The 13,062-nt window shown below is 53.7% G+C and carries 13 protein-coding genes and 1 pseudogene; 7 read left to right on the top strand and 7 right to left on the bottom strand.

What is annotated here, in order from left to right; translation table 11 throughout:
* Nucleotides 1-258 (top strand): IS3 family transposase (locus FEV53_RS18065; protein WP_142836126.1); only part of this gene is annotated, 258 nt, incomplete at its 5' end.
* 218 nt (nucleotides 259-476) lie between these two features.
* Here the strand turns inward: FEV53_RS18065 and FEV53_RS18055 are convergent.
* The 7 genes and pseudogenes from FEV53_RS18055 to pseB form a co-directional block, all read right to left on the bottom strand.
* Nucleotides 477-1,322 (bottom strand): hypothetical protein, encoded by an 846-nt coding sequence (locus tag FEV53_RS18055; protein WP_142836125.1) that lies wholly within the window; start codon nucleotides 1,320-1,322, stop codon nucleotides 477-479.
* 140 nt (nucleotides 1,323-1,462) lie between these two features.
* Nucleotides 1,463-1,675, bottom strand: a pseudogene (locus tag FEV53_RS18050) (IS256 family transposase); the annotation flags it as partial.
* A complete protein-coding gene (locus tag FEV53_RS18045) occupies nucleotides 1,674-2,138 on the bottom strand; it encodes a hypothetical protein (RefSeq protein WP_221931664.1) in 465 nt (154 codons plus the stop codon). The gene FEV53_RS18045 and the pseudogene FEV53_RS18050, both read right to left, overlap by 2 nt.
* Nucleotides 2,139-2,995: 857 nt before the next feature.
* Nucleotides 2,996-3,961, bottom strand: a complete 966-nt coding sequence (gene pseG, locus FEV53_RS18040; RefSeq protein ID WP_246100907.1) for a UDP-2,4-diacetamido-2,4,6-trideoxy-beta-L-altropyranose hydrolase — start codon at nucleotides 3,959-3,961, stop codon at nucleotides 2,996-2,998.
* A 47-nt stretch (nucleotides 3,962-4,008) separates the two neighbouring features.
* Nucleotides 4,009-4,749 (bottom strand): cytidylyltransferase domain-containing protein, encoded by a 741-nt coding sequence (locus tag FEV53_RS18035; protein WP_142836122.1) that lies wholly within the window; start codon nucleotides 4,747-4,749, stop codon nucleotides 4,009-4,011.
* Nucleotides 4,750-4,758: 9 nt separating this feature from the next.
* On the bottom strand, nucleotides 4,759-5,925 hold the full coding sequence (gene pseC / locus FEV53_RS18030; protein WP_142836121.1) for a UDP-4-amino-4,6-dideoxy-N-acetyl-beta-L-altrosamine transaminase: 1,167 nt from the start codon (nucleotides 5,923-5,925) through the stop codon (nucleotides 4,759-4,761).
* The gene (gene pseB / locus FEV53_RS18025; RefSeq protein WP_142836120.1) at nucleotides 5,922-6,923 is read right to left on the bottom strand and encodes a UDP-N-acetylglucosamine 4,6-dehydratase (inverting); all 1,002 of its coding nucleotides are present in this window, start codon (nucleotides 6,921-6,923) and stop codon (nucleotides 5,922-5,924) included. Before pseB ends, pseC begins: the two co-directional genes overlap by 4 nt.
* A gap of 43 nt (nucleotides 6,924-6,966) precedes the next feature.
* On the opposite strand from pseB, the gene pseI reads away from it, so the two are divergent.
* From pseI to FEV53_RS17995, 6 genes are all read left to right on the top strand, one after another.
* Nucleotides 6,967-8,169, top strand: a complete 1,203-nt coding sequence (gene pseI, locus FEV53_RS18020) for a pseudaminic acid synthase (protein ID WP_246100905.1) — start codon at nucleotides 6,967-6,969, stop codon at nucleotides 8,167-8,169.
* Nucleotides 8,170-8,206: 37 nt separating this feature from the next.
* The gene (locus FEV53_RS18015; RefSeq protein ID WP_142836119.1) at nucleotides 8,207-8,410 is read left to right on the top strand and encodes a hypothetical protein; all 204 of its coding nucleotides are present in this window, start codon (nucleotides 8,207-8,209) and stop codon (nucleotides 8,408-8,410) included.
* Complete coding sequence (locus FEV53_RS18010; RefSeq protein ID WP_142836118.1) at nucleotides 8,407-9,258, top strand: hypothetical protein; 852 nt, start codon at nucleotides 8,407-8,409, stop codon at nucleotides 9,256-9,258. The genes FEV53_RS18015 and FEV53_RS18010 overlap by 4 nt, the downstream gene beginning before the upstream one ends.
* A gap of 8 nt (nucleotides 9,259-9,266) precedes the next feature.
* Nucleotides 9,267-11,156 (top strand): hypothetical protein, encoded by a 1,890-nt coding sequence (locus tag FEV53_RS18005; protein ID WP_142836117.1) that lies wholly within the window; start codon nucleotides 9,267-9,269, stop codon nucleotides 11,154-11,156.
* 10 nt (nucleotides 11,157-11,166) lie between these two features.
* Entirely contained in the window at nucleotides 11,167-12,477 is a 1,311-nt protein-coding gene (locus FEV53_RS18000; protein WP_142836116.1) for a hypothetical protein, read from the top strand.
* Between the two features lie 118 nt (nucleotides 12,478-12,595).
* A partial coding sequence (locus tag FEV53_RS17995) for a helix-turn-helix domain-containing protein (RefSeq protein ID WP_142836115.1) occupies nucleotides 12,596-13,062 on the top strand: 467 nt, incomplete at its 3' end.

Here is a 13,062-nt window from a genome sequence, read left to right as displayed (position 1 = left end):
ATCATCCGCCACGCCAAGCTGGAGCAATCCATGAGCCGCAAGGGTCAGTGCCTCGATAACGCCCCGATGGAGAGCTTCTTTTCTTCGCTGAAAAAGGAGCTGGTCCATCGCCATCGGTTCAGAACCCGAGAACAGGCCAGGGCCGCGATCTTCGAATACATCGAGGTCTTCTACAACCGCCAGCGACGGCATTCAGCCATAGGCTACCAGACGCCAGCGCAGGCTTTCGAAGAAATGAGTTGGAAAATCGCCGCGTAGCGTCAACAATCACACTGTCCGGAAACAGGGACGAAGATCAATACCAGCGTCGACGATCTGGAGAGCGCCATCTACGACTACCTGCTGCTACACAACGCAAAAGCGAAACCTTTCGTCTGGACCAAAACGGCGGACGATATCCTAACGCGAGAACGCCGCGCCCTGAACACACTCGATGAAATCAGAGGCAGCAGGTAATATGCGTCAGACTCGGAACACTAGGCCTCTGGCTCCTCAACACGGACTTTTCCAGATATAAATAACAAATCGGCCTCGAAAAAACGATCAACACTATCTTTCTCAACGTCATTTAAGTGTTGCACGGACGATTTGCTTGGCATACTTGAGATAATGAACTTTCGCAGTTCGTATTTTTGTTGAGCAGTTTTTAGATGTGGCAGAGCGCTCAATGCTAGTTCTATTTGTTCCTTCCCATAACTAACGTTTCGCTTGGATGGCGAGTGTTGCAACGGAATTTCGAGATGATTCCGGAAGTCTTGCGGCTGTCTAAAAACGGAATAGTCTCGGATATGAACATTCCGCTCTTCGAAACGCTCCGCCATCAGCGTCACAAGAGGTGTCCATGTGAGTTCCGTTATAAATATCCATCGCATAAATTGATCAAAAGTAAGGCAGTGGCCCTCCTTGACAAGCTGCGGATAGTAACTTTCAATCAACTCAGAAGGGCGTCGAATGCTAAAGAACACAAAAACACTCTCAAACAAACCCTTCGCAGCGTGATATATCCTGTCAATTCCCGCTTCGGCTTGTGGGTAAATGCTTCCCTTGATACGCGGATGGAATGGGCGTCCAAAATTACCTTCATATGAATATATGACTGTATGGGCGCCACTATTAATTGATTTTTCAAAAAGTGCTTTTAAATGCTGCGAGAAATCAGCCGTTCGAACGAATCCGTTGTCGTTACCATCCAAGATTTCTCGAGGATCAATGATGATGCCAACTCCGGTACTTCCTGAAAACTTGGCATATTCGCGCAACATTACTTGCGTTGCGGTCGTAGCTGTTTTGTGGGCACCAAGATGCAGTAACAGAATAGTCATCGTTTTTCTCCAGCAAAGAATGATAGTTGAGCCGTAGGCGTTTGGCAAGCAGGCCTTGTGGCTGAACTGGCCCCCGTTTCGACCGGACACCTTGGCCTGACCAAGGAGGTTTACTGTCAAATCTGGTGTCCAAGCGCTCCTCATGCGGCGGCTTGATCCTGGTTTGATGGCTTGATGCCGTTGACGAAATCGACGCCCTGGATGACGTCGGCGATATGAGCGAAGCCGCGCAGCTTGCGCCAGCTTTTCTCGGCGCATTGTCCGGGCCTGAACATCATGTGCAGCATGCCGTCGCGCGAGAGGCAGCCCTTGGTGCGTTTGGTCCGGTGGCGGATCGTTGCGAAGGCGCTTTCATTTCTTCTGGCCCAGAAGAGCCCGAACAACGCCGGGCCAGTGGCGATACTGCAGTGCTTCATTCTGCAGTTCTTGAATCATTGCGGCACGGTCTGTTCTGAGCCTCGCGATCTTTTCTTTCCGTAGCGGCTTTGCCTCGTGGAGCTTGAGGTAGGCCTTTAACAAGCCGTCGATACCGTCCGACGGATCACCACCGGCTTTCGTCACAATGACTGAAATAAGCGGGATGCGCGTGCCGGTCGCCTCACCGAGGTCGAGAATTGCCTTGCAGATGAGCCCGAGCGGTCGGCCGTAGGCGGTACGCGGCCAGACCCGGTGCGTCAATCCGCGTTCTTCAAGCGTCGTCGCCGCCTCACCGTAGGAGATCGAGCCAGCTCGAGACAAACCTGTCCGACGGGCAATCTCCCCTATCGGCAATTTGTCACGCAATACCCACCGACGAATAACACTCAAAACTCCCATGTAGATAACTGCAAATCTCCCCAACCAAAAACGTCGGGGCAAAGTGTTCAAATGGGTCAATTCTTAGTGAAAATTCATGGGCATACCGGGTCAGTTCTCAGTGACAATCAACAGGTAAACCCTATTTAGGCCATTTTATAGGGGTGAAATCGGACGGTTACGCGGTTGCGGAAGTTCAGATGTTAGAAAGACCAATGACCGCGCATTTTTTACAGCTGTAAAAGTGCTGGGAGACGGAGCGGTTTGTGGTGGCCCTGCGTGCGTGCCAGAAAGGCGTGTCGACGGGGAATGCTCGTATTTTACAGCTGTAAAATCGAACATTCCTTGTTTTTTATGGTACTATCCCGAATGTTAAGTGAACACTTGCCGAAACTCCAGACTCTGCGGATCTCATAAGAAAGGCCCCGGAAAACCGGGGCCGCTCTGTTCTGCTGACGCGCTGACCGCGTTCAGAAGCTGTATCCGATCTCCATGCCGGTGACGATGACATGGTTGTTGTCGAATTTCGCACGGGCCACGTCCGGGGTTCCGGTCTCGGGCTTGGCATCACCCAGGGTGACGTACCGCACGCCCCCCCTTCAAAGTTGGCGCAGACACTACATCAAGGTGAGGGATTTCGCGGGGGGCAGGTCATGCAGTGAAACGCCCGCTGCAGCAGGTTCGGCGACGGGGTCAGCTGGTGATTGCTGTTTGTGGTGACCGGCTTGCGGCGCTTGCGCGATCGGCTACAACGTCCCGATTGCCATACATTATCCCGATGGCGTCACCAGCCCGTCATCCTGAGACAGTCGGAAAATCCAGCTTCCAGCGGTCCAAACTTGGGGAGCAGCGCAAGATCAAGTCTGAAGTTTTATACCTCATTTCAGCAGGGTCGTAGCAAGCCGATCAGCACCTTTGCCGTCTATGAGCGCAGCGCTTGCTATGCTTTGGCGAGCGCGCAGGGCGTCGTCGCGATCATAGGTTTGTAGCGCGTTGACGAAATCTTCCTCTGACCATCCATGCCGTAGATCGAACACGCTGTGTGCCCCTTGAGCTTCCAGCCATTTAGTAGCTTCATATTGATTATCGACGGCGATGAGGCTCAAAGAGGGCAATCCCAGAATAGCCCTTTCCCAGGTCATTGTTCCTCCTGAGGCGACGGCGTAGGCAGCGTTATTCATTTGCTGCGCAACATTGGTGCTGTCGAATGTAAGTTCGATCCGCGGCTCTTTGGTGGCCAACTCTGTCAGAGAGGCGGCATCGTCAATATGGCTGCCGGTTACGACGCAAACCGGTCTGTTGGTTCCAGCGAGAACCGAGCGGACCAGCAGCACAATGTCGCGGTTGGGATCGCCGCCGCCAAGGCTCACAAAGACCGGACGCAGAGCATTGCGTTCTGCAGGAGCGCGGAATGCGCGAGAACGCAGCGTTCGGAACGGTTTGGCCAGAAGGCAATATTGGGCTCCGACAAGGAGCAAAGTCTGCTCAGGAACGAGTCCTCTGTAATCTTCACTCTGGCGGTTTGGATTCTGATCAATAAGAATGTCGGCAGAATGGGAGCGGTCGGCGAGATCATCGACGACGCAAAGCCGCTCGCAAAAAGGCTTCAGCGCCGCCTCCTGTTCACTGTTCCAGAAGTAATTGTCCAGAATGACAAGGTCGGGCCGCATTTTGGCGAGGGTCCCACCCAGCTTAGCCATAGCTGTTTCGGGGTCGTCCGAAGCTAGCAGAATATGGAAAGGGTCGTCTCCCACCGTCCGCAAAATGCGACGACCAAGCGCAGTGGTATGAAAAGTTATTCTGACGCCGTTCTGACCAGCCAGCTCTTTGGCGAGAACCGCCATACGTCTCGTATGTCCAGTTCCAATTACGGTGCTCGCCAGAGCGGAGATCAGGACGCGCATGTAAGGGAAAAGTCTTCGTCTGTGTTTATGGCAATCAGATCGGGCCTGCTTTCGAGAAACTCATGGAGCTTTGGCCAGTGACTGGTGGACAGATCACCGGGGAACTCCTTCGCCACCATCAGAAAGAAATCTCGGTCAGCAGCGGTATCGAGTGTCATACGCCAATGACCGCAGCCCTCGTCGGGGCATGGTATATTGCCTAAGCGAAACCGGCCGGGACGGCGTCGGATATAAGTGCTGACATGTTCCCGGTCAGACCGGATCGTCCCACATCTCGCGGCTTCTTCAAGAGCGTCCATCGTGAAAACCTCGACATCCATCCCATTAGGCCAGCTTGGCGGAATGTTTGTGGTCATCAGGTCCGTGCGCCCCTCACTGAATTGCGCTAGAATAGTTTCGGCAATCGCAGGGTCGGTCAGGGGGCAGTCGCTCGTGATCCGCATCACAGCGTCAGCTTTCACTTCCCGGGCTGCGCCCAAGTAACGCCCCAATACATCATCTCGAGATCCCCGGAAGACCCGGTAATCGCGACGCTTCATCAAGTTGGCAATCGGATCACTATCGGCTTCATCGGTGGTGGCAACGATGACATCCGAAATTCCATGGATGCGCGCGGCGCGATCAACACAGCTCTCCAAAAAGGTTTTTCCAAGGAACGGCATCATCACCTTGCCCGGCAACCGGGTTGAGCTCATGCGCGCCTGAATGATCAGAGGAATGACAGGCATTCAGGTCTCTCAGGTCGGGCTGAGCGCTTTGCGCAGCGTTTGCACAACAAAATCCTGATCCGTCTCGGTTAAGCCAGAGAAGAGGGGTATGGAAATTGCGCGGGCGTAGTAATCTTCGGCCGCCGGGAAGGCATCGCGTTCGCCGCCAGCGCCGGGCCGGTGTCGGTACCATGGCTGCCTATAGACGGGTATATAATGCAAGTTCACGCCGATTCCTGCATTGCGTAGCAGCTCGAACAGCTCGCCACGTGAGACCGGTGCATCGTCGGTGACCAGTACAGGGTACAGATGCAGAGCCGACCGCTGGTTCAGAGCCTGAAATGGCAGACGCAGAGGCAAACCGCCCAACTCGGTGTCATAGCGCCGGGCGCGCTCGTGGCGGGCATCAATAAACTGATCCAGCCGGCGGCTTTGACTGACCCCGAGAGCGGCCTGCAACTCGGTCATCCGATAGTTGAAGCCCAAAGTAATCTGTTCGTAATACCAGCCGCCGTCATTTGTTGTCATAAGGTCGGCGTCACGGGTGATCCCGTGGGAGCGTAAGAGAGACATCTGTCGCGCGAGTTCCGGATTGTTGGTCGTCGCGACGCCGCCTTCTGCAGTGGTAATGATTTTCACGGGGTGGAAAGAGAAGACACAAATATCCGAATAGCGGCAGTCACCGACCGGTTGTCCGTCAAATGTGGCTCCGATCGAATGACTGGCATCCTCGACGATTGCAAATCCATATTTTTTTCCGAGCGCAGCAAGCCGGATCATATCACAGGACTGGCCCGCGAGGTGAACTGGTGCGACGATTTTTGGCAATGTGCCGTTGGCCTCCGCCTCGATCAGAGCCTCTTCCAGCCGGTCGAGGTCGATCGTGTAACGATCGCGGTCGATATCGATGAAACGCACGTTTGCGCCGCAGTAAAGCGCTGCGTTGGCCGTGGCGACAAACGTGATCGGGGAGGTCCACAAATCATCGCCCTGACCGAGGCCGAGAGCGAGATAGGCGATATGGAGGGCTGAGGTCGCACTATTAACGGCGATGGCATGAGCTGCGCCGGTTTTCTCTGCGATCACCGCCTCAAATGCAGGGACCTGCGGACCCTGGGTCAGAAAATCGCTTTTCAGAACCGAAGTCACAGCGGCAATGTCGCTGGCGTCGATATCCTGACGACCGTAGGGAATCATGCCATTGCCTGGGCGTTGAACTCAGAAATTGCGGACGGGTCCATGAAGTCAGGGTTAGTGCCCGAATTGTACTCGAACCCGCGTGATACTGGCTTGCCATTCTCATTCAGGGCATTGGTCACATAACTGAGATCGCGGTCGAAGAACCGGAAGGACGGTGTAATCACAAAGTGATCGTCAAACTCTACTGTCAAGTGACTGTCATCGGCCGGACACATGATTTCGTGCAGTTTTTCACCCGGCCGGATGCCGATGACTTCCTGTTCCAGATCAGGGGCCATCGCTGTTGCCAGATCGACCACGCGCACGGAAGGGATCTTTGGAACGAAGATCTCGCCGCCCTGCATTCTCTGGAAGTTGGTCAGAACAAAATCGACACCTTGCTGCAGGGAGATCCAGAACCGGGTCATTTCCGGATCGGTGATCGGCAAACGAGTGGCACCATTATCAATCAGGCCCTGGAAGAAGGGAACGACTGAACCACGCGACCCGACAACATTGCCATAGCGCACAACAGCAAAGCGGGTTTCACGGTCGGCATGCATGTTGTTGGCGGCAACAAACAGCTTATCCGAAGCGAGCTTGGTCGCACCGTACAAGTTGATGGGATTGGCCGCCTTGTCGGTCGACAGGGCGATCACTTTTTTCACACCATTTTCCGCGGCGGCATGAATAACGTTTTCGGCTCCGTCAATGTTTGTCCGGATACATTCCGATGGGTTGTATTCGGCGGCGGGTACCTGCTTCAACGCTGCCGCATGGATGATGTAGTCGACACCCCTGGTCGCCTGAACCATCCGTGCACGGTCGCGGACATCGCCGATGAAGAACCGGAGATTTGGGGCATCAAACGTCTGTTGCATTTCGAACTGTTTCAGTTCGTCTCTAGAAAAAATAATAATTTTCCTAGGGTTGTACCTATCTAGAAGGGTCTTGACGTAGCGTTTCCCGAAACTTCCGGTCCCGCCAGTGATCAGGATTGTGCTATCATCGAACATATTGTGTCGCTCTTGAGAAGTTGCGCTTATCTGGCGCGTTTATTTGAGCAACGCCGCTAAATCAACGGGGCATGGCTTCCGGGCGCACGACTCGACAAGCCGAAGTGGCAGAAGTATCAGGCTGACGAAAGCGGCCGCCATACTCAAGCATATAAAGGCCGAAGGGCAGACAGCAGAGGTCGAGATGAACAAATCCCTTGGAGCCTTGTCGATAGGTGGCGATAACCGAGTCTTTGTTATCGCGGAGGTCTCTGCAAACCATAACAACGATCTGAACCGTGCTCTTGAGATCGTCAGAGCCGCAGCAGAGGCGGGAGCCGATGCGATCAAATTGCAGACTTACACGCCGGATACGCTGACCATTAAGTCCGACCGGGAAGAGTTCCGCGTGACCGGAACGATCTGGGAGAAGGAGACCCTCTACAGTCTCTTCGAAAAGGCTCATTTGCCTTGGGAGTGGCACCGCCCCCTGTTTGAAGAAGCAGCCCGGCTAGGAATGCGTTACCTTTCGACGCCCTTCGACTTCACAGCGGTTGATTTTCTTGAGGATCTGGGCGTCGACCTTTACAAAATTGCATCTTCCGAGGTGGTCGACCTGCCGCTGATCAAGCGGGTGGCCGGCACCGGAAAACCGGTGTTGCTGTCGACGGGTATGGCGACACGCGAAGAAATCCAGGAGGCGATTACGACCCTGCGAGAAAATGGCAGTGGCGATATTTGTGTTTTGAAATGTACTGCAGCGTACCCGGCCCAAGTTGCTGATGCGAACCTGCGTTCCCTGGCCAGGATCCCTGAATTTTTCGGAGCTATACCGGGATTGTCCGATCATACCATGCCGGAAACGGTTCCAGTTGTGGCGACTGCCCTGGGTGCAAAGGTCATTGAAAAACACATTACGCTTGACAGAAGTGCGGGTGGGCCGGACGCGGAATTCTCCCTTGAACCTGAAGAATTTGCGCGCATGGTCGCCGCCGTACGAGAAGCCGAAGCCGCGCTTGGCGTCGCGTCCTTCGAGCCGACCGCGGGCGAGATGCGGACCCGGGATTTCCGGCGATCCCTTTATGTGGTCGAAGACATTGCTGCCGGTGAGCTGTTCAGCGCGGAGAACGTCCGGTCTATCCGGCCAGCGGCGGGATTGCACACCCGACACTATGAGGCGGTTCTGGGAACACCGGCGCGGGTCGATATTGACGGGGGAACACCCTTATCGGCTGAGATGCTGACCGTGCCTTTGGCACAGGTCTAAAGACTATTTAGCCGAAATTTCGTGGGGAAACAGATCGATGCCGGACAGCAAGCAGGAAATGGAGCAGACGATCAGGCAGCTCTTTGCCGGGATCTTTGAGAGCCAGATGCCCGCTGAGCCTGTGCCTGAGCTTCGAGACGAGACAGTTCTGCTCGATACCGGACTCGATTCCTTGGGTTTTGCCAATCTGGAAAGAGCCTCCCAAAAGATACGAAATCCTCAGAGAACTAACGATAGATGAATACGATACGTCAAAAATGGTTGGAAGTTTTCAGAGGCTCAAGTGACAAACAGAGCGCTCCGAGAGAGTCAAAAGATTCGCTACTATCCGAACGTCGCATTGACGACGAATTGATAGAGCTTGAACGTGCAATTCTAGACCGCAGCCGACCAGGATGTACCAACGCAAGTGATCGTTTGACCACGTTGTTCGAGTTAGATGCGGCGAGCTTCGAGAAAGACAACAAGACAACAGCAAGACTTAGATGGAGGTTAAGAAGCCTTAAAAATGTTCTTCAATACATTCTCGTCGCACATCAACGATTAGACGAAGCGACGCAAGGTGGTTCATGCGTCTCCGACCTAGTACCTCGCATGCTTGGCGTGATTGAAAAATATTTTTTGAGCATTGCGCCTGTCCTAGGTGATGAACGGCCTCTGCTTTCTAAAGTGACGGATAATGAATCTTTAGCCGACTGGCTTGAAGGATTGCCTGATTTGGACCTTCTTGCCGATGCAGCTGCGATCACCGTCAAGCTGTTTAAACTAAATAAGACATCAGAATCCTCTGTGGGTATGGCTGGTAGCAGCGAACTGAACACATGGCTGACCTCACCTGGAAAAGAGGAGATTTTGCTGATTTCATTTGTCACGTCACCACAAATCGTCACGTCTGCAAATGACCCACTCTTTTCAGAGGTTTGTCGAGTGCACGCAATGTTGGATGATATCATATCGAGAGATACCGGGCCTATTCGCGATTTTCCCCGTCTGCACAGTATTTCACCAAATACAACCGGCACTTTTGTGACCCTCGTAGCGCAATCAGGTGCAAAGATCGCAGATATTATCGCATATTCAGACATCTAGGTTTCGTCATGGGCATCAAGAAACTACGGGATCGGGCAATTCACCGCACTAGAGCTGTACTGGCCCGAAAAATCTATGGTCTGAAAAGTGGTAGGGAAGCTGCGCTCGCGCTTTTTCTTGCCCGAAATGGCCTGAAGCTGCGAAGCTCGACCCTTCTTGCGGCCACACAGGTTCACGTCCTTTACAGCCTCAATCGCCTTGAAGAACTTTCGATTACTTGCTGGGATATAGCTCTTGGGCCGAAAAAGTACCGGTCCAGTCAACTTGTGATGCACATGCTCCTGAAATCAGCTTGGCTGCTGAAAGACGAGGCTTTGCTGACGCTTATGCTGCAGCAACTCGAAAGCACCACAATGGCGTCGAATAATCTCAGTTTCATTGGCTTGCGAAAAGGCGCACATCCGGGCTTCGCCGCGCTTGCTTCGCTCAAGTCGTACCAGGCTCAGGCGGATATCATGATCGGGGTGGCGGGCAGTACGTCAAAGTCAAAAAAAGAAGCGAATGTTCTGACGCTCGACCTTCTTGAAATTCATGATCCTGGAAAGACAATCTTGGATCAAATCAACAAGGTGGAAGAGACAGCTACTGTTTTGAGATACCGTGCCCGGGTCGCCGTTCAGCAGGAGCGATGGCCTGATGCATGGGACCTATTCGAGGCAGCCCTCGCCCAAGCACCGCTCGACCAAAGGACTTATGCTGAGATGGGGGAGGTGGCCCTCTATCTGGACGACCCCCTCAAGCGGACCACCACATTGCTTGATCAGCGCACGGCTACGAACGTTCCGACGTCGGGGTATGATCGGCTCCTCGGTCAGCGCTATATGCTCGAAGCAGATGACATTGCTTACCTGAAATTACGGGGCGCTCAGATTAGCAACAAAGTCGCTCGATCTGTCTATGGACATCGGGTGAGTTGCAGTATGGGACAAGATGCCAAACCGTTCAGCGCACTTATTAAACGCGGCTTTGTTATTGGCCGGGATGGTGTCTCCGACGAAATACGGTGGTCGGCTTTTTACCCAAAGATCCGCAAGTATTTTGAAAATCTGGAGATCTCTTGCGACCCACGGCTCACTAGTCTGTTCAGGCGCAGTTACCCAGATATCACATTTTTCCCCGTGACCCGAAACTGGGGACGAGCCCAGGTTTCCAACCATGAAATAAAGCGGAATGAAATTCCACATATCGAACTGGCGAACCGGCTCGACAACAAATCTTTTTTGGCATCATTACATGCCGACGAAGTCATGTTTATAGAAGATGTCGCGGTCAGAAGCTGGCAAACGCAGCCAAATTCCCTCCCGGAAAAGGCCGAAACTGCTCCCTTCCTTGTCCCTCAGCCTGATCGAGCCAACTACTGGCAGGAGGAACTTAGGCGGAGGATGCGCGACCCGCAACGGATTCGAGTGGGGTTGATCTGGCGCTCATCTCTGATCGATGCAGCGCGAGCCCGACACTATATGCAGCTTGACGATTTCGCACCTCTTTTCGGTCTGGATGCCGAGTTCTTCTCTATACAGCACCATGTGAATGGCGATGAGCGGCGCACTGGACTACGAATGGGGGTCCATTTCCTCGATGAGGAGGTCGATTTCTATGATGACTTCGACGAGATTGCCGCCGTTACGTCGGCGTTAGATTTGGTGATTGGTGTCTCGACCCTCCCATATGAGATGGCTGCTGCAGTCGGGGTTCCGTGTTTGCTCTGCGCCATCTCACCTCAGGGGCGCTGGATGCGTCTTGGAGCCGAGGGAAATCGGCGGGACCGGCTGACGCGGAACGGTCAGGTTTTTTTCCCAAAACAACCGGTCGACTATCTGTCGCCCCGTCAGAAGAGGGTCGAGAGTATTATCTCGCAGATCGGCGCCTACGTAGAAAGAATGGCTGCTGACAGGTGATACAGAGAATATGCCTTTGAAAACTTTAGAAGACACGGCTCTGCAAATTGCGAAATTTTGGGCGCAGGACATTATGTCGAGCGTATTGGCCGAGCTGGTTCGCGAAGGGCGCCGAAACCAAGTGTTCTTCGCATTGGTCAGAAGTCTTCGTGGCTCGCCCCTCGGTCTGCAGTTTCTTCTGCTATCGGCGGCTGCTCTTTTCTCTGGACCCTGGTTCGCTGAACGCAATCGAGGGCCGGGGTATCTCGTATCGTTTAGTGATAAGAACGCTGCTGCCCTGAAGCGCCTTGACGGTATATCACAGAAAACCGGTGGACCATCCCTACCGATCAATCAAATCCGGCTATCAGTGTTTCGCAGAATCCGTCTGATACTGTTTCATCGTGATGCCGGAGCGAGCGCTCGCTGGCTGGCAAAGAACGGGAGCGACGAAGCCGTCGTATTGATGCAACAGATCATTGGTGTATCATCTGCAATGCTGTTCGACTCTGATCTTCGCAACGCACGCCCGGCCCTTGTTGTCGTCGCAAACGATCACATTCCGCCAGCCGTAGCACTTCTCACCGTCGCAGCAGAGCTTGGAATCCCGCGGGCCTATATCCAACATGCACCCGTCACCAAATACTTCCCCCCGTTGTCGGTGGAGCTTGCTTTTCTCGATAGTGAGGCATCAATCAAGGCTTATAAGGCAGCCGCGCAACGCTCTGGGAGCCCGGCAGGTCCGACAATTGTGTGCCTATTACCGTCACCAGAGATTAAGACCATGGCGTCGGCGCGAAAATCTAGTCAATCCAAGAAGATTGATGTCTGCATCGCTCTATCACTTTACCCTGAACCAGATGTTCTTGATAAATTGGTCTGTGATTTGTCGGCAGTTTCGTCAGTCGGCAGGATTCAGATAAGGCCGCATCCGCGTTACAGAGGGCCTTTCAGAATGTCCTCCGGTCTCCCATCGGGGGTCACGGTTGAACAAGTCTTTGCATCTGTCGATACTCTGCTGCAAGATTTCGACGCGTTTATCGTCGGAAACTCGGGGATTGCCGTTGAATTACTCCGCCGTGGGGGCTTAACTCTCTATCAGGAAGGCCTTGACCGTCTGGCATCCGACTATTTTGGCCTGGTTCAGAGCGGTGTCCTTCCACGGATGGATTTGGGTTTATTCACGAAGCCGGATCTGCTCAGTCACGTTTTTGACGGCCAATGGCGAGACCGGCTTACAGAAATTGCTCTGCCCCACGCTCACGAAAATATTAGGCTTGAAACCAGAATAGGAGAATACCTGTGTGAATTCATGCAACCATCTCAGTTCAGAACCCGTTGAAAATATGAATGAAATTTTCCCCGGCTTCCGGACATTATGTGCTCTGCCCCCTGAAAACTAGGTGTTTGATCCCACGGTTTGATGGTGTGATCCTTTCTCAGGAATGGAAGGAAGCATTATGGGACAAGTTCGTCACGGGAGCGCCTCGACCACGCACGCTGTCAGAGCTGCAATACAGCGATCGCAAGCTTCGCTCGCGCAGCTGAGCAAGGAGCTGGGCATCAATCCCAAGACCGTCGCGAAGTGGCGCAAGCGGGCGACGGTGGAGGACTTGAAGACTGGGCCRAGGGAGCCGCGTTCGACCGTTCTCACCGAAGCGGAGGAGGCCATGATTGTCGCATTCCGGCGTCATACGCTACTGCCGTTGGATGATTGCCTCTATGCGCTTCAGCCGTCGATTCCGCACCTGACACGCTCGGCGCTACATCGATGCCTGCAACGGAATGGCATCTCGCGCCTGCCGGACGTCGAGGGCGACAAGCCAAAGCGGCAGCGGTTCAAGCGATACCCTATCGGCTTCTTTCATATCGACATCGCCGAGGTTCAGACGGCGGAGGGCAAGCTCTACCTCTTCGTGGGTATTGA

Source organism: Palleronia caenipelagi (assembly GCF_007004065.1).
In the GTDB taxonomy this organism is placed as follows: Bacteria; Pseudomonadota; Alphaproteobacteria; order Rhodobacterales; family Rhodobacteraceae; genus Palleronia; species Palleronia caenipelagi.
This window is presented reverse-complemented; position numbering and strand designations above follow the sequence as displayed.